Raw genomic sequence first — 17,161 nt, 5'->3', positions numbered from 1 at the left:
AAAAACTTCTACTGTATACAAACTATTTTTTCTAGGCATAGAAAAATCCCCTTTAAGTAGAATGTTAATGACAGATTACTGTAGCTCTTTCAACATTGTCTACTTAAAGAGGATACTATCATTCCTCATAAAGGAATGCTTCTTTTCTTCTATTTAAACTATAAACGTGCGTTAATAGGAGAGAAATGTCGGTCTACTCTACTGTTTAGGTAGTAGAAATAATCAACAGTTAGAGTTGAACTTTTTTAAAATACACGTTTTGCTGTAATAAAGTGGTCTTTATAATAGTCAACCAATAGTACTCTTGTCATTACACCATCAGAATTTGGAATGATGATACGATGATCACCAGCATAGATAGCTACCATTGAAGGGGTTTTAGAGCCTGTCGTACTATTAAAGAACACCAAATCGCCCTTTTTTAAATTGGTACGTGAAACCGTTGTTCCGACGTTCATTTGTTGTTTTAAATTGGTTGTACCAAGATTAACGCCACTCTTACGATAAATAAACTCTACGTATCCTGGTGCTGTAAAACGTAGATTCTTTTCATTATTCGTTGAGCTAATTGTTACTTTATTTTTATAATTTAAGGCGTTCTCAACAATTTTATCGCCTTTCGTTGCAGGGTTAGCTGACATTAAAGTAGGTAAGACTCTGCGAGCAGAGACATAATTTTCTGTGTAATATGGCTTGCTATTTAAATCAGAAATAACAATATTTTGTTTAGAATCAGCCATGTGGATCATCTTATTATTCCCGATATACATACCTACGTGATCAGGGTCTGTTCCTGTCTTTTTACTCTTAAAGAATAGTAAATCGCCTTTTTGTAATTGATTTCTCGCTACATATGTTCCTTGTTGAATCATATAATTTTCATTGTAAGTGCCTAGGTCAACACCGTTCTGCTCGAAAATGTACATTAAAAATGAAGCGCATGAAAATTTATAAGGATATGTCGGCTTGTATACAGTATTGCTGTATGTTGCCTTACCAATTAAGCTTTTACCGGTTTGAATTAATTGATCTGCTTTCAAAGAAACGGCCTGTGCGTTATTTTGGGCATTTGTTGTTGCAGCTTCTACTTCTATTGGATGAACAGTAGGTTGTACCATCCCCACTGTGCTAAAACCGATCGTCAATGCTAATGTTGTAGTTAAAAATCGTTTATTCATGTTGTTAATTTCCTCCTGAAGCTTTTTTAGGATAAATCCTGTTTTGGCTTGCCATTGGAATTAATCGTAGCATGAAAAAGTAGGGCTTCTTTGAGGTAAATGTTACCACGCTTTTTCGAAATAGGCTTTCAACGCTTGATATAAAAGGCTTCATCGCGAGAGTTTACAGTTTCATTACAAATGTTTCAGTAGGATGTATTATTTGTAGATTGCATGAAATCATAAACTGCTCCAAATATGTTAGAGGACTTACTAACATCGTTGGAGCAGTACAAAAAGGGCTTTTTAAATTTCCTGAATCATCTCAACTCTATTACCAAATGGGTCTCTAAATTCAAAACGTTCAAAATGAGGAATAGGCACAGAATCGTAAATTTCTACATGATGTTCGGCTAATACTTGTTTCCAGTATTGTATATTTTCAACTTGGTAGGCAATATGAGCCTTCGTCGTTAATCGATCGAAGCCATCCTCGGTGCCTATATGTACCTCTTTATTGCCGACTTGTAACCAAAATCCACCTCGTCCTTTAAGAGAATCCGGTTTTTCAATCTCATTTAGCCCTAAAATCGTACAATAAAAATGTTTGGCCTGATCTTCCTGACCTTTTGGAATAGTAATTTGAACATGGTGTAAGCCAATAATCATTTTTCTTCCCCCTAAAAGAATTATTCTATACTTACTTCTAGAAAATATTGTTAAATCCTTCTAAGTATAGTGTTTTTTGTTTTAGAAGAAGCTTTCATAAAACCAGTAAGAAGAATGAGAGAATAGGCCCATAACAGCCATGAAGCAAAATAGCGATCTACGTCAGCTGGTAAATTTGTGAAAATAGTATCAAAAAATAATAATACGACTGCATCGATGAGCATCCCAGGTAATGCGATGCAAATGGCTGCTTGAAGTTGCTTTGAGTCAGATAGATTTTATTATAAAAAATCTAGACACAAGAGAAGAGTTTACGGAAAACCTTTTAAGTAAAATCAACTAGTAGAATACATAATTAAAGTCCTGCATCACTTTTGTTGTGGTTCTTTCTTCTTTTTGTCGATTGAAAAGTTAACCTTTCTTGATACTACGCCAATATATGCTATAATTTTCCTAAATAAACCCTATCAATCTCTAATATAATAGTAGTAGTATCTATTCTACTTTATTGGAGGTGATAGACTGTGAAAGAAAGGGATGATAAAGATATGTTAGAAGTTCTAAAAGAAGAAAAATTCGATACAAAAGAAAAGATTCCTAAAAGATATGATCTTGATAGTAAACGAATTAAGGAACTTGTAGCAAGTAAAGAAACTGTAATAGTCAAGAATGGAGTCATGCAAATTAATCCTTCTCATCCTGATTATGACTTTTGGATGGAGGATTGATTGATTTATGAAAGCAAGAGAAATATACAGACTTAACCATCCTAACGAAGAAGGACATGGTGATAAAGTTCGCCCTGTCCTTGTTTTTGTTTAGACTTCAACGCCTCATGAATTCCTCGCATTAAAAATAACTACAAAACCGAGACCTCAAAATCGAGTAGAAATTAGATATTGGCAAGAAGCTAATTTAGATTGTGAGTCATATGTTCAATGTGACCGATTTACATCTTTCATTTTAGATGGAGAAGCAGAATTTATTGGGACGCTAGAACAATATGATTACGATAGAGTTGTCTTGAAATTTAATGAATTTTACCCTATCTTAAATATGCAAAAAGATTATGAGGAAAGTTTAAAACGTACATAGCATTTAACTAACTAAGAAAAACTTTTATATACCTAACTCTCCCATTTTATATGGTGATGGGAGGGTTTTATTATTTCTCAAAACAATTAAATATTTCAAAATAAAAGAAGAAGGTAAGCGAATTTTGGTACGCTCTTTTTTTGTTTGTAAAAAATAGTGAAAAAGTTACAACAAACAAAAAAATCCTTTATCGCTCAATGATATACCTATTTTTTCTAAATCAAAACGCCTGTAAAATGACTTTAAAAATTGACTTCCATACAATAGATTATTGTAATCTTTTAGGATATTGTCTGTGTGTACACACATAATGGAATAATAATTAAAACGGAATAATAAGATAGAGGTACAGATCATAAATTCAATTTGTAGCAATTACGCCAAGACGACATTGATTCGTGATGGCAATCAACATAGTATGCCGTGTATTTGTCATAGTAGACATCTTTTTAAAGAGGAGGAGTGTTACACATGAATCCACAAGTAATTGAGTATTATGAAAGTCTGTTGAAATTTGAAATCATGCAAAAGCAATATACAAACGCTTCTCAAACATTAAGGGAGCTAGTTGAACAGTATGTAGGGCAGGATGCTGTTCATAAAAATGACATATTTACTGCTTATACGAATGTAATGAAAGAACTAATTGGATAAAGTAAAACTATAATCAGTGGGGGTTTTCTTCATCCCCACTGATTATTTATTTGTCTTCACGAATCGGCGGGCGATTAATGTGAATCTATCAGTGTTATAAAATTTTTACTAGGACTTCATTCTTATTTCACTTTTTCTTTATATAATAATTCTGCACTTATCTTCATTCAGTAAAGGCTTGCTGAAGATAATGCCTCCGGCGGATGTCACGGATTTTGAATAGTGCGAGCACAATTCAAAATCCAGACGCATTGTTTATCTGTAGCGAAAGCAAAGCGACAGCTACAATTACGCCAAGGCGAAATTGTATTTTATAGATTGGAGAACTAGACATGAAAAACACGCTTTATCAGAGTTTTTGGCGAATGCACTTTTATGCCGCACTATTTATAACTCCACTACTTATTTCGCTAACGCTCAGTGGTATAGGTTTTTTATTTTATACCGATGTTGAGGATCATTTATATGATGAATACTTTTTTGGTGATAGCGGAAAAACTGAGGTACAATCCATTGACGAAGCTGTTAAACTTGCAGAAGAATCATATGCTGGTTATAAAACAAATAAAATTATAGAGTTAGAAGAGCCATACAATACACGATTAACGATGAAAAATGCAGATGGTGAAGAAAGATATGTGTTCTTAGATGACAATAATCAAATTATTGGTGGTCAAGATGCTGGTTACACCTTTGCAAATATTATGAGAAATCTGCATAGTTCTTTATTTATTGGGGGAACTTTTGTAAATTATTTAGTAGAATTAGCTTCGTGCTGGGCTGTTTTTTTACTGCTTTCTGGTGTATACATGACATTTAAAGCAAAACTACTAAAGAAAACAAAGCAGACAAACAAACGTCAAAAGAGTAGGAAATTTCATGCCATTGTCGGGACAATTATTACGATTCCAATGCTTGTACTCATTTTTACAGGTTTACCATGGTCTGCGTTTATGGGGAACTATATTTACCAAGCTTCACAAGATCATCCTTCTTTCGGCACGCCATTATTACAGCAGCAGCCTCCTACATCGGATGTAAGTGAGATTCCTTGGGCTACTCGACAAGAAATCCCTCCAACGTCAGATTCAGGACATGCAGCACATCATGGTATGGAAGCCAATACCGGCTGTGGTGCTAACCCTTACCAACTAAGCGTAGAAAAGCTACAACATGAAATTGATGCAATGAATATATCAAAACCTTACGCGATTATCTATCCTACTAGTGAAGTCGGTGTCTATACAGTTGCAAAATCTAGTAACACAGGTATAACAGGACTTGATGTTAGTCCGGATGAAGAAACAACGATGTATTTTGATCAGTATAGCGGGAAGTTTATTGACAAAGTTGGATATGAGGACTACGGCATTCTTGCCAAATGGTTCACGTGGGGAATTCCTTTACATGAAGGTCATTTGTTTGGCTGGCCAAATAAATTAATAAATTTACTAGTATGTCTAGCATTTTTAGTGGTTATTGCTTGGGGAGTTAGAACATGGTTGCTAAGGAAGAAAAAAGGTCTTCTATCAGCACCACCTAAAATCTCTCAAAAAGTATCTATTCCTTTCATCGTTTTCATGATAATTTTAGGTATACTGATGCCACTATTCGGACTTTCTTTAATTGCTGTTGTACTGATAGAAATCATAATAAATTTGGTATCTAAGAATAAAAAAGAAGTCAATTAAAATACTAAGCGATACTGTATCCTTTCTAGATGAGGAAGCAGTATCGCTTTTCTTTTTCTAAAGCCAGCCTTTTTCACTGGCAACTTGGGCTGCTTGTTGTCTAGATTCGACATGTAGCTTTTGAATGGAGGTTGATAAATAGTTTCGAATCGTACCTTTCGTTAAAAATAATTTTTTACTAATCTCATTCGTTGTGAGTCCTTCTTTTACAAGTTGTAGAACAGCAATTTCACGTTCATTTAATGGATTTTGTTCCTTCATAAATAATGTAGCAGCTAAATCTCTGCTGACAACCTTTTCACCATTCATTACTTTTCTGATGGTTTCAATTAAATAATCGATCGGTTCATCCTTTAATAAATAACCGTGTACCTCACAGTCCATTGCTTTCTGTAAGTACCCAGGACGTGCAAAGGTTGTGACAATCATCACCTTGCATGGTAAATTTGCTTGTCTTATTTTTTCAGCAAGCTCAAGTCCAGTAAGATTTGGCATTTCGATGTCCAATACACAAACATCGGGTAGCTCTTGTTGAATATATTCCCACGCTGTTTGACCGTCTGAAACTTCTGCGATCACTTTGATATCTGGCTCAAACGACAACAAGGAAGTTAAGGCGCCGCGTAACATTTGTTGATCCTCTGCTAGTAATACTCGTATCATGTAGTTGGCTCCTTTCTGTAGTGTTGGATAGGGAGTGTTAACGTCACAATTGTTCCGTTCGTCGATAAATTTTCAATGGAAGCACTTCCGTGAAGGGCAGTCATTCTTTCTTTCATAGATGTTAGTCCATTTCCAAGCCCTTGGTTATGTAAGCCCACACCATCATCCTCGATGTTTAACGTCAAAATGCCATCTAAATCATTCATTTCAATGCGACATTTTTTCGCTTGACTATGTTTAATAATATTTGTAGTTGCTTCTCGAAGACATAAAGACAGCATCGTTTCTTCCACACTTGCTAGTAGTAGTTTTGGGCAGTTATTTTTCATTTTTATGGAAATATTCGCTGTTTGTAAATGCTGTTTACAATGTGTTAGCTCACTTTCTAGAGAAATAAAATTCATATCAGAGACTAATTCTCTTACTTGCTTTAATGCCGTCCGCGTTGTTGCTAAAATATCACTTAATTCATCTTTTACACGCACCGTATCTTTATCGACTAATTTTGATGTTAGTTCTGTTTTTATTTTAATCATTGTCAATGTATGACCAAGCGTATCGTGGAGGTCTCTGGCAATCCGTTGTCGTTCTTCTTGTTGAACAAGCTGCGTATTGACCTCTGTTAATTCTGATTGTAATTTTTTAGATTTTTCCACATAATAGATTAGCATTGGAAATAGTAGCTGAATGATCATTATAGGTATTAAAACTTCGGTCTCTAATTGGAAAGATGTTTCGGATTCAAACAAAATAACGATTAAAAACATAAGGGCAATTGCCATCATTCCTACTGCAATATGCCATTTAGTTTTAGCTCTTCCAATTAAATCAGCAAATGTAAATCCAAAAACTAACATAGAAGATCCTTCATAAATACCTAGTATGATAATAAGCGTAAAGCCTATTAAAGACGCTACAAGTAAACGCCAATCTTTAAACCATAAAGCAATATAGAACGCTACTAAAAATAACAGTAGGATTATTATTTTTGCCAATAATGGTAATTGAGAATTTGACCCTAATACCATGGTGAATAAAAAAATGAGCGATACTACATCAATAATTAGATAATGCTTTGCTTGCTCTCTTGGGTAAATTTTTATATGCTACACCAGCCCTTTTGATTATTTACGTGTAATAGCTTGAATAGTATTTTTACGAATCCATTCCAATGGTCCAAAATGAAAGTGTTTGATGCACAGTTGGGCGATCAAAATTTGTAGCAGGGAAATCGTCATCCAAATGGCAATAATCTCAATGCTATTTAGCGTTCCTCCTAAACCTAAACCCCAGCCGTAGAAAATGATAGATGCCATTAGATTTTGAAGGACATAGCAGCTTAAGGACATTTTACCGACGTCTCCAAGCTTCTTCCATAACCAATCTACCTTCTTGTATTCTATAAATTTACCTAATATACCAATATAACCAATTGATAGGATTGGTGCAAATAAATAGCGAACTGGAAAATCAAAAGTTCCTCCTGGAATAAAAATAAGAAGATTCAATGGTATCCCAATATAAATCCCAATGAATAATAGCTTTTTTCGTACCTTGCGGCCATGCTCACTTTGAGAAAAGACACCGTTACGCATAAATTTTACCCCAAGTAAAAATAAAAAGATGTTCATTGGAATAATAAAGATTGCTTCCGTTCTATAGTAGAGAAAATTTGCTAAGCGATATTGTATTTGCTCAAACCAAGTACCGTTTTGATAAAGCGAAACAACTGAATCGCTTTCATAAAGTACATTGGTACCTTGCAATGTACTGAATAAAATTAAAAGAATCATCATGGCATGAAAGCCACCGAACACATACAAACAACGATTGATCGCTTTATCACCAACTTTGACGATAAAGGCAACGATGATCCCTGTCACAGCATAGCTCATTAAAATATCGTATTCCATAACCAATGTAAAGTGGATAAGTCCTTCCGTAAATAAAAATAACAGTGTCCAAATATACATACCTGGCCAAGCATTTCCTTGTCGCATGGATTGCTGATATTTTAATTCCAGACCAACCCCAAACATAATTGTTAACAAACCAAGTAGCTTGCCGTTTACTAAAAATAAAACGAACATTCGTAAAAAGTCATTAAATGACCACCAGCCTGAATAATTACTGGTCATTATAGATGATGGGTCCCCAAGGTAAGCAAAAATCCAAATATTTGTACCAAGCGTCCCTAATACAGCAAAACCCCGTAATATATCGATTAATGGTAGTCTTTGATTTTTTTGCATGTTTCAAATCACTCTTTCTTTGTTTTCTTACTAAAATCATATGGAAAATCAAAGGAAAAAAATATTCACACGAGTCAAAGGTTCTTTATGACAGGTGTCATTTTATGGTGTATCCAGCGCTCGAAAAGTAAGAAACCAGCAATGCTTTAGCTGCTGGTTTATTACATCTATTTGTTTAACAGTAAAATCTTTTACTGCCGTTTGTTTTGACTATTTGGTACATGAATAAATTCTATAGTTTAAAATCTCTTCATACTTTAAGTTCATATCCAAATGTTTATCCATTATCTCATAAAGTTCAGGTCCAATATCCTCCGAGTAATGAAATTCAGGTACCGATGAGATTGCTTTGTTTTTTTGAATACGAATATTTTTAAAACCAGCTTGTTGAAACAAAGCGATCCAATCCTTTTTCATTGAGAAAGAATCAAATCCATAAAACTGTTGGATTTCCTTTTCGATCTTCGCTTCAAGTGGTTGAGTAATAGTAAATTCAATGGCGATAAAACGACCGCCATTCTTTAATACACGAAAGATTTCTTTTAGGGCACTAGGTTTATTGACAAAAGAAAGAACTGATTCGGAAATAATGACATCAAATGTATGATCCGGAAAAGGCATTTGTTCTATAGAACATTGATATATTTCTACTGGTAAACGGTTTTTTTTCATTCTCTTTTTTGCTTTTGCAACCATTATGGAATTGCTATCTATACCAGTTACTTTTGATTTATATTTATCAGCCAAATAGGCAGCGCTTTGACCTGTACCACACCCGACATCTAAAATGTGAGAGGTTTTACTAATGTTCTCAGTCTTGAATATTTCCTTTGTTAGATTAATACCACCAGGATGCGCACCACCAACACCAAATTTGGACAGAAAATCTAGATATTTAGAATTTTGAATAGGAATCCCTTCTTTAATCGTCTTTTTCTATAATATGAAATAAAAAATAGTATGGTTCCTGTAAGAGATCAAATCCGCTTGCCGTGCGCCATTTTAGGCTCCGAGAGATAGAATAAATTACTAGCTTTCGGGGCTTTTTTATGTCATATATATGTATGTTTTTTTCACAAACATCTGTGAAAGTCTAAGTGTTGAAAAAATACCAACATATACTATTTAAAAGTTATTTGTTAGGGGGTGAATGAATGCCGTTTTTTCCGCCAAATCCTAGAAGGGGACCAATCCAACCAAGATATCGACAAGGCTATGGCCCTTCTCAAGGTAGATTCGTGCAGCCCTTCTATTATCCTAATCAACAACCTCAAACCTATAGAGGAGGAAGATTACCACAGCATCTCAATACGCTTATGGGCCATGCCGGAACCATAACAAACGGAGTCAACATGATCAGGCAAATGGGCTATTTTTTAAGTTTTTTTAGGTAGTTTTTCTAGATTATAGACGAATATTAAGTAAACCCTCTTAGAACAAATTCTAAGAGGGTTTCTTTAGAAAGAAGACAGCAAACTAATTTGCTAAGATCGCAAGGGTTTTGTGTTTATTTTACTTGTATAAGGTGCTTTTCAATAATAGAGCGATTTTTCTCTTTGAATGCCTCGTTATGTGATGAAACGATGCCATGGCGATAGGCAGTAGGCTCTAAAAATGTTTTGATGGAGTTCACGGCATTGGCTGCATCCTGGAAGGTTCCTAGGAGAAGATGAATTTTCCCTTCAAATGCTAAAATATCACCTGCTGCAAAAATTCCAGGCTGTGCGGTTTCTCCTGTAGCTCTGCCTTCGAAATAGTAATCATCCTTTTTAGGAATAGTGATCGCTTGATCAAATTCTAATGATGCTTCGCGGTTATAGCCATGACTCACAATGACTTCATCAATTTGACGTGTATAGCTTTGCTTTGTTTTTGAGTTTTCGCACGTTACTAATTGAATAGCCGTTTTGTCAGCATTCGCAGTTAGTTTCGTAATAGTTGTATTGCATTCAATCTGGACACCGGCATCTAAAGCTTCTTGAATTGTGGCTTCATGGGCAGATAACGTATCTTTGCGATAAACAACAGTAACGTTTTTAGCGATACGACTAAGCTCAACTGCCCAGTCAATTGCCGCATTTCCGCCTCCCGAAATAATAACATCCTTGTCCACAAAACGTTGATAGGATTGCACGGTATAGTGTAAATTGGTCATTTCGTATTTTTCTGCGCCATCTAGAGTGAGCTTTTGAGGGTTGATGATTCCACCACCAACGGCTATAAGAACAGTTTTAGAGTAATGCTGATCGCCTTGGGCACTATGAAGTATAAAAATATCGTCTTGACGCTCTATGAAATCGATTTTTGTGTCTGTTAAAATAGTTGGATCGAACGTTTTAGCTTGCGCAATTAATTGTTGTACAAATTGTTCGCCTAACACAGGAGGGTGACCACCAATATCCCAAATTAGCTTTTCTGGATAAAGCAATACTTTCCCTCCAAGCTGTTGTTGACTCTCGATTAATTTCGTTTTTAATCCTCGTAAACCACTATAAAAGGCACTATATAGACCCGCAGGCCCACCACCAATAATTGTCACATCATATATATGTTGCATTTTCTCGCCACATCCTTAGAAAAATAATAAAAAAGTATTTGACAAAACTTGATCTGATTACTAGACTAATCTAGTGATAATGATTATCATTGGAGTATCATAGCATGGAAAGAAGTAAAAAGAAAGTGAGGTTACATTTTGCGTTTACAAGTTGAATCGATTCGTATTGGCTATGAGAACAAAACGATTGTGCATGATTTGTCGCTGGAAATTCCAGACGGTAAAATTACAACGATTATCGGCTCTAATGGCTGTGGTAAATCTACACTTTTAAAAGCTATTACAAGAATTTTGAAGCATGAGAGTGGACAAGTCATTTTAGACGGTCAAAATATTTCCAAGATGAAAACGAAGGAATTAGCGAAAGAGCTTGCTATATTGCCACAAAGTCCAGAAAGTGCTCATGGTTTAACAGTGGAAGAACTTGTATCTTACGGTCGATTTCCATATCAAAAAGGCTTCGGCAATTTATCACAAAAGGATAAAGACGTGATTGACTGGGCCTTAAAGGTAACTAAAACAGATGACTTTCGGTTAAATACAGTTGATGCCTTATCTGGTGGACAGCGTCAACGAGTGTGGATTGCGATGGCATTAGCACAGGAGACCGCTATCATTTTTTTAGATGAGCCAACAACCTATTTAGATATGGCCCATCAGTTAGAAGTTTTAGAACTACTTTACAAGTTAAATGAAGAAGAAGGACGCACAATTGTCATGGTGCTACATGATTTAAATCAAGCAGCTCGTTTTTCAGATTATATTGTTGCTCTTTCGCAAGGAGAGCTTGTGAAGTTTGGTACGGCAGAGGAAGTGATTGTACCAGAAGTATTAGAAAAAGTGTTTAATATTGATGCAGTCATTGGCAAGGATCCACGAACAGACAAGCCAATGTGCATTACATATAACTTACTAGAAACGGTGTAAAAGGAGAGTTAATTAATGAAAAAGTGGTTATTACCAATGTTTATGATGGTTGTACTAGTGCTTGCAGCGTGCGGCAATAAAGAAGAGAAGACAGATGAGGGCTCTAAAGAAACATCATCAGCGGAAACGATTACGTATCAATCTGAAACAGGTCCCATTGAAGTACCTGCTGACCCTAAACGTGTCGTTGTATTATCTTCTTTTGTTGGGGATTTATTACAACTTGGAGTAAATGTCGTTGGGGTTGATTCATGGGCTGCGAAAAATCCAAACTTCCAAGATGCTATTAAAGATGCAGTAGTTGTTGAGAATACAGATATTGAAAAAATTCTTGAGCTAGAACCGGATTTAATTATTGGTTTAAGCGGTATTGAAAATGCGGATAAATTAGCAGAAATCGCTCCGACTGTATTATTTACTTACGGAAAAGTTGACTATTTACAACAATTCATTGAAATCGGTAAGGTTGTTAACAAAGAAAAAGAAGCGACTGAGTGGGTTGAGGATTTTAAAACGCGTGCTGCAGAAACAGGTACGAAAATAAAAGAAAAAATCGGTGAAGATGCAACCGTTACTGTTGCAGAAAGCTTTAATAAGCAATTGTATGTTTATGGTGATAACTGGGGTCGTGGAACAGAAATTTTATATCAAGCAATGGGCTTAAACATGCCTGAAAAAGTGAAACAAGATGCTTTGAAGCCAGGTTATTTTGCGATTTCACAAGAAGTTTTAGGTGAATATGCAGGAGACTATGTGATTTTTAGTATGTTCCAGGATCAAGATAATTCATTTACAGATGCTGCGTGGTTTAAAGATTTAGAAGCGGTGAAAAATGGACAATTATTTGAAGTGAATGCCAACGCATTTTACTTTAATGATCCGATTACTTTAGAGTATCAATTAGATTTCTTTGAAGAGAAGTTTTTACAATAATTTTTAGTAGAGAGTAGCGAAGGCAAATGACAAAGTTTCGACAATTCCCATTTTGGCTTCAGGCGCTGTTTGCCCTGATCTTATTAGCAGTGACAGTGACGATCTCGCTTTGTGTTGGCGCGGCTAATACTAGCATTCAGGATGTCTATGAAGCTGTTGTCGGACAAAGCGGTGGCAAGCATTATACGATTTTACGTGAAATTCGATTTCCACGTATAATTGCGGCTATTTTTGTAGGCAGTGCACTTGCGGTTGCTGGTGCTATTATGCAAGGAGTTACAAGAAATCCATTAGCAGATCCTGGGCTCCTCGGTCTAACAGCGGGTGCCAATGCTGTACTTGCTTTAACAATGGCATTTATCCCCAATGCCTCTTATATGATGCTTATTTTTGCATGTTTCGTAGGTGCTGGGATCGGGATGATGATTGTATATGGTATTGGTGCTTCTACAAAGAATGGCTTTTCTCCATTAAAGCTTGTCTTAGCCGGTGCAGCTGTATCTGCTCTTTTACAAGCAATTGCAGATGGTACGGGAATATTATTTCAAATTTCAAAAGATGTATCGATGTGGACGAGTGGTGGTTTAATTGGCACAACATGGCAAGCGCTAATTATTGTTCCTTTTATTTTAATAGGCTTAGTAGTAGCGTTTATATTTAGTCGTCAGCTAACCATTTTAAGTTTAAACGAAGAAGTCGCTGTAGGGTTAGGACAAAATACAACAGTAATTAAAGGAATTATGATGTTTGTAGTTGTCGTACTGGCAGGCTCTGCAGTTGCCCTTGTTGGGAATCTTGCATTTGTTGGTTTGATGGTGCCGCATATTGTGCGTGCTATTGTTGGGACAGACTATCGATTTGTCTTACCGATGAGTGCCATTATCGGTGGTTGGTTTATGGTAACAGCGGATTTCGCAGGTAGAATGATTAACGCTCCATATGAAACACCGGTAGTTGCAATTATTTCCATTATCGGCCTTCCATTCTTCTTACTTCTTGTTCGGAAGGGAGGTCGTCAGGTTGTTTAATGACGGGCGAAAAAAACAACGTAAATGGTTAATTGTATGGATATTGTTGACAATCGTTATTTTTGTGATGGGCATATCAATGGGAGCTGCTTCGGTTTCTATTGACCGCATCATACCGATCTTGCTGGGAGACGGCAGCTTTAAAGAATCATTCGTATTGTTTTCTGTTCGTTTGCCAAGATTGTTTGTATTGGCAGCAGCAGGGATGGCATTAGCATTAGCGGGTGCCGTGTTGCAGGGAGTGACCCGTAATGACTTAGCGGACCCTGGTATTATTGGGATTAATGCTGGGGCGGGTGTTGGGATTACGCTTTTTTATCTCCTTGTAGATGGTAATCTTCCTAACTTTGCATATGTATTACCACTTGTCGGATTTGGTAGTGCTTTATTAACAGCATTGTGTATCTACTTTTTCGCCTATAAGCGCAATATGGGTGTACAGCCGGTCCAACTAATTTTAGTCGGAGTGGGCGTAGCCTCTGCCTTATCGGGAGTTATGATGATGTTAATTTCTTCAGCTGAGCGTAGTGATGTGCAATTTATCGCGCAATGGCTTGCGGGCAATGTTTGGGGAACGGATTGGCCGTTTTTCTGGGCGCTATTGCCTTGGCTGGTGCTAGGCATTCCATTTATTTTTTATAAGGCCAATGTGTTAAATGTACTGGCGATGAACGAACAAACGGCAGTTGGTTTAGGCATGAATATTGCACGCGAGCGCTTGCAATTATTAGTGGTCGCTGTTGCATTAGCTGCAGCTGCTGTTTCAGTTACAGGGGGAATTGCCTTTATCGGTCTAATGGCTCCACATATTGCGAAACAGCTTGTCGGCCCACGCTTCCAGTTCTTTTTACCGCTTACCTTGTTTATAGGTGCAAGTTTATTAATGCTGGCGGATACGATTGGCCGCGTAGCGATTGCAAGTGCGACAGTGCCAGCTGGTATTGTCGTAGCATGTATCGGTGCTCCTTATTTTTTATATTTATTACGAAAAAACGACTGAATGGCTTTGGCTGTTTGGTTGTTTTTTTTATTTTGAAAGGCTTTTTCGGAATATTTATTGAATATGATAAATGGGGAGTGATGGTACATGAAGAAATTATTAATCGTCTTATTATGTTCAATAATTGTATTGTCAGCATGTAATTCAACAGTAGCAATTACTAAAGTAAAATCTATACCAAAGGATTTACAAGAAACTTTAAATGTCCTTGGAATGGAAGATTATGCCCAAATGATAAATATTGGTGAAAAGCGCTCGTATATTGTGATAAATACAAAGGAAACTGTTACGGTCAGCGTGGAGAGTAAGGAAGATACGATTGTAATAAACATTGATGAAATTGAAAATCAAAACGACGAAGTTATTAAGCAGCATATTTATAAACTAACGCAAGATGCTAATTATGAATATGTTTATTTATATAAAAATGGCGAACAGATTCCGTTTAATACAGTTGCGGCTTTTTAGTTAAAAGGAGTGGCGGGAAGAATAGCGACAACGACGGATAAAAACCTCTGGAATGTCAACACTAATTTGAACAGTTCTTTTAAGGGTGGTTTTGTTATGAAGTGGCTTGACATGGAGCCTCTGCGGGCATGATTCTTGCGCCAAGGAACCAGCTTCATATAACTGGCTCTGCCAAACGAGGCTATCATGCCCGCCACTCCATGTAAAGCCGTTCTTCGATGGTTATTATATATACTGCTCTTTAAATTAAGCTAGTGTAAGATAACCAAGAGTTTGATGAATGCGAATATTGTTAAACCAATTCACATAATCCCAAAGTTCAAGTTCAAGCTGCTCCAGGATTATGAAAGTACGTTGGTAGACAAACTCAACTTTGAAGCTCTTGTATGTAGCTTCTGCGACGGCATTATCATACGGACATCCTTTCGCACTTAGTGAACGTTGGATTCCAAACGCTTCAGTTGCTTCTATCATTAGCTTATTATCAAACTCTGAACCTCGATCTGTATGAAAAAGTTGCACATTTGTTAAGTTCCCTTTAATACTACTTAAAGCTTTATAGACAAGCGCCGCATCTTTAGTTGGTCCAGCACTTGCACCGACAATTTCACGATTAAAGAGATCGACAAATAAGCATACATAGTGCCATTTTTTCTCGACCCTTACGTATGTTAAATCACTGACTAAAACTGATAATTCTTTTTCTTGTTCAAATTCACGATTTAGCACATTGGCTACTGGCGCTTCATTACTACGATTTTTCTGCGGTTTAAAATAGGCGGCCGTGTAGTTCGAGACAAGGCCTAGATGTTTCATGGTGCGACTAATTCGTCGTCTTGAAACTATCTTATTCTGCTTTTCTAGTTCTTTCTTTATTTTACGTGTCCCGTAATTATTACGACTTTGTTTGAAGATGACATAAATAGCCTCTTGTAAATCGGCTTCTTGTGCTTGTCGTTCATCATCTTCGCGTATTTTTAAGTGGTAGTAGTATGAACTTCTTGGAATTTGCAGGACGTCGCACATTGCTGATACCGAATATTTGTGAGCGTTGTGACGAATCACATCTATTTTCGTCCCATGATCAGCGCTGCTTGCTTTAAGATATCGTTCTCCATTCGTAGGCGTTGTACTTCTTTGCGTAGCTCTAATAGTTCATTTTCTTCCTGTGAACGGTTATCTTCTGCCTTAAATGAACCGGTTTCTTGATGGTTTTTAATCCAACGATCCAGTGCAGATGGTGTAATATCATACTCTCTCGCAATATCTGCACGAGATTTACCATTTTCAAATAACTTCACCATTTGAAGTTTAAAATCTGCTGTAAAAGTTCGACGTTGACGTGACATAAAAACACGCTCCTTTAGGTTAGTAATTATAGTGTACTAGCCCTTATAGAATCTGTCTAACTTAGTGTAGCCTATCCACTCAAGGAGACGGATAGAAAAGGGGGCGACGGAAACTATGGAGTTATCGACGGATAGAAGTCTCAGAGCGACGGAAAGAACGCCAGCACCGACGGATAAAAATCTCAAGAAGACGGGTAGAAATAGGGGAGACGGAAAGCAAGACCTTATCGACGGATAGAAGTCTCAGAGCGACGGAAAGAACGCCGGCACCGACGGATAAAAATCTCAAGGAGACGGGTAGAAATAGGGGAGACGGAAAGCAAGACCTTATCGACGGAAAGAAGTCTCAGAGCGACGGAAAGAACGCCGGCACCGACGGATAAAAATCTCAAAGAGACGGATAGAAATAGAGGCGAAGGAAAGCAAGACCTTATCGACGGATAGGAGTCTCAGAGCGACGGAAAGAACGCCGGCATCGACGGATAAAAATCTCAAAGAGACGGATAGAAATAGAGGCGAAGGAAAGCAAGACCTTATCGACGGAAAGAAGTCTCAGAGCGACGGAAAGAACGCCGGCACCGACGGATAAAAACCTCAAGGAGACGGATAGAAATAGAGGCGAAGGAAAGCAAGACCTTATCGACGGATAGAAGTCTCAGAGCGACGGAAAGAACGCCGGCACCGACGGATAAAAATCTCAAGGAGACGGGTAGAAATA

At 36.9% G+C, this 17,161-nt stretch carries 19 protein-coding genes and 1 pseudogene; 8 read left to right on the top strand and 12 right to left on the bottom strand.

From position 1 onward, the window contains the following. Nucleotides 1-245: 245 nt before the first annotated feature. The 3 genes and pseudogenes from ACVWXS_RS13170 to ACVWXS_RS13160 form a co-directional block, all read right to left on the bottom strand. Nucleotides 246-1,178, bottom strand: a complete 933-nt coding sequence (locus tag ACVWXS_RS13170) for a C40 family peptidase (protein WP_456958516.1) — start codon at nucleotides 1,176-1,178, stop codon at nucleotides 246-248. Nucleotides 1,179-1,463: 285 nt separating this feature from the next. Beyond that, entirely contained in the window at nucleotides 1,464-1,826 is a 363-nt protein-coding gene (locus ACVWXS_RS13165; RefSeq protein WP_368636500.1) for a VOC family protein, read from the bottom strand. Nucleotides 1,827-1,876: 50 nt separating this feature from the next. After that, a pseudogene (locus ACVWXS_RS13160) lies at nucleotides 1,877-2,092 on the bottom strand (DUF5367 family protein); the annotation flags it as partial. 258 nt (nucleotides 2,093-2,350) lie between these two features. On the opposite strand from ACVWXS_RS13160, the gene ACVWXS_RS13155 reads away from it, so the two are divergent. The 3 genes from ACVWXS_RS13155 (at nucleotide 2,351) to ACVWXS_RS13145 (ending at nucleotide 5,266) form a co-directional block, all read left to right on the top strand. Beyond that, complete coding sequence (locus tag ACVWXS_RS13155) at nucleotides 2,351-2,554, top strand: hypothetical protein (RefSeq protein ID WP_068985645.1); 204 nt, start codon at nucleotides 2,351-2,353, stop codon at nucleotides 2,552-2,554. A gap of 838 nt (nucleotides 2,555-3,392) precedes the next feature. Further along, nucleotides 3,393-3,575 carry a hypothetical protein gene (locus ACVWXS_RS13150; RefSeq protein ID WP_223554926.1) on the top strand — a complete coding sequence of 61 codons (183 nt, stop codon included), beginning with the start codon at nucleotides 3,393-3,395 and terminating at the stop codon, nucleotides 3,573-3,575. A gap of 332 nt (nucleotides 3,576-3,907) precedes the next feature. Next, a complete protein-coding gene (locus ACVWXS_RS13145) occupies nucleotides 3,908-5,266 on the top strand; it encodes a PepSY-associated TM helix domain-containing protein (protein WP_456958515.1) in 1,359 nt (452 codons plus the stop codon). 57 nt (nucleotides 5,267-5,323) lie between these two features. Here the strand turns inward: ACVWXS_RS13145 and ACVWXS_RS13140 are convergent, their stop codons facing one another. The 5 genes from ACVWXS_RS13140 to ACVWXS_RS13120 form a co-directional block, all read right to left on the bottom strand. Beyond that, on the bottom strand, nucleotides 5,324-5,929 hold the full coding sequence (locus ACVWXS_RS13140; protein WP_456958514.1) for a response regulator: 606 nt from the start codon (nucleotides 5,927-5,929) through the stop codon (nucleotides 5,324-5,326). After that, nucleotides 5,926-6,957 carry a sensor histidine kinase gene (locus ACVWXS_RS13135; RefSeq protein ID WP_456958513.1) on the bottom strand — a complete coding sequence of 344 codons (1,032 nt, stop codon included), beginning with the start codon at nucleotides 6,955-6,957 and terminating at the stop codon, nucleotides 5,926-5,928. The genes ACVWXS_RS13140 and ACVWXS_RS13135 overlap by 4 nt, the downstream gene beginning before the upstream one ends. 96 nt (nucleotides 6,958-7,053) lie before the next feature. Continuing rightward, a complete protein-coding gene (locus ACVWXS_RS13130) occupies nucleotides 7,054-8,181 on the bottom strand; it encodes a DUF418 domain-containing protein (RefSeq protein ID WP_456958512.1) in 1,128 nt (375 codons plus the stop codon). Nucleotides 8,182-8,391: 210 nt separating this feature from the next. Further along, nucleotides 8,392-9,024 carry a class I SAM-dependent methyltransferase gene (locus ACVWXS_RS13125; RefSeq protein WP_456958586.1) on the bottom strand — a complete coding sequence of 211 codons (633 nt, stop codon included), beginning with the start codon at nucleotides 9,022-9,024 and terminating at the stop codon, nucleotides 8,392-8,394. Nucleotides 9,025-9,688: 664 nt separating this feature from the next. After that, nucleotides 9,689-10,738: an NAD(P)/FAD-dependent oxidoreductase gene (locus ACVWXS_RS13120; RefSeq protein ID WP_456958511.1), complete on the bottom strand. Its 1,050-nt coding sequence runs from the start codon at nucleotides 10,736-10,738 to the stop codon at nucleotides 9,689-9,691. 138 nt (nucleotides 10,739-10,876) lie between these two features. Between ACVWXS_RS13120 and ACVWXS_RS13115 the strand changes: the two genes are divergently transcribed. From ACVWXS_RS13115 to ACVWXS_RS13095, 5 genes are all read left to right on the top strand, one after another. Next, nucleotides 10,877-11,665, top strand: a complete 789-nt coding sequence (locus tag ACVWXS_RS13115) for an ABC transporter ATP-binding protein (RefSeq protein ID WP_374967207.1) — start codon at nucleotides 10,877-10,879, stop codon at nucleotides 11,663-11,665. A gap of 15 nt (nucleotides 11,666-11,680) precedes the next feature. Further along, on the top strand, nucleotides 11,681-12,598 hold the full coding sequence (locus ACVWXS_RS13110; RefSeq protein WP_456958510.1) for an iron-hydroxamate ABC transporter substrate-binding protein: 918 nt from the start codon (nucleotides 11,681-11,683) through the stop codon (nucleotides 12,596-12,598). Nucleotides 12,599-12,624: 26 nt separating this feature from the next. Then, complete coding sequence (locus tag ACVWXS_RS13105; RefSeq protein ID WP_456958509.1) at nucleotides 12,625-13,626, top strand: FecCD family ABC transporter permease; 1,002 nt, start codon at nucleotides 12,625-12,627, stop codon at nucleotides 13,624-13,626. Then, nucleotides 13,619-14,626 carry a FecCD family ABC transporter permease gene (locus ACVWXS_RS13100; RefSeq protein ID WP_456958508.1) on the top strand — a complete coding sequence of 336 codons (1,008 nt, stop codon included), beginning with the start codon at nucleotides 13,619-13,621 and terminating at the stop codon, nucleotides 14,624-14,626. Before ACVWXS_RS13105 ends, ACVWXS_RS13100 begins: the two co-directional genes overlap by 8 nt. A gap of 87 nt (nucleotides 14,627-14,713) precedes the next feature. Continuing rightward, nucleotides 14,714-15,094, top strand: coding sequence for a hypothetical protein (locus ACVWXS_RS13095; protein WP_456958507.1), 381 nt, complete (start codon nucleotides 14,714-14,716; stop codon nucleotides 15,092-15,094). A 246-nt stretch (nucleotides 15,095-15,340) separates the two neighbouring features. Here ACVWXS_RS13095 and ACVWXS_RS13090 read toward each other — a convergent pair. The 4 genes from ACVWXS_RS13090 to ACVWXS_RS13075 all read right to left on the bottom strand — a co-directional run. Further along, nucleotides 15,341-16,443, bottom strand: a protein-coding gene (locus ACVWXS_RS13090; protein ID WP_456958506.1) for an IS3 family transposase whose coding sequence is annotated in 2 segments (ribosomal slippage) — nucleotides 15,341-16,200 and nucleotides 16,200-16,443 — 1,104 coding nt in all. Because the reading frame shifts where the segments join, the coding sequence is not laid out codon by codon here. A gap of 121 nt (nucleotides 16,444-16,564) precedes the next feature. Further along, nucleotides 16,565-16,732, bottom strand: coding sequence for a hypothetical protein (locus tag ACVWXS_RS13085; protein ID WP_456958505.1), 168 nt, complete (start codon nucleotides 16,730-16,732; stop codon nucleotides 16,565-16,567). Between the two features lie 38 nt (nucleotides 16,733-16,770). Further along, nucleotides 16,771-16,938, bottom strand: coding sequence for a hypothetical protein (locus ACVWXS_RS13080; protein ID WP_456958504.1), 168 nt, complete (start codon nucleotides 16,936-16,938; stop codon nucleotides 16,771-16,773). Nucleotides 16,939-16,976: 38 nt separating this feature from the next. Then, nucleotides 16,977-17,161 (bottom strand): hypothetical protein (locus tag ACVWXS_RS13075; RefSeq protein ID WP_456958503.1); only part of this gene is annotated, 185 nt, incomplete at its 5' end.

Source organism: Lysinibacillus sp. TE18511 (genome assembly GCF_054062295.1).
The sequence above is the reverse complement of the archived record's forward strand: the minus strand, read 5'-3'. Positions and strand labels throughout refer to the sequence as shown.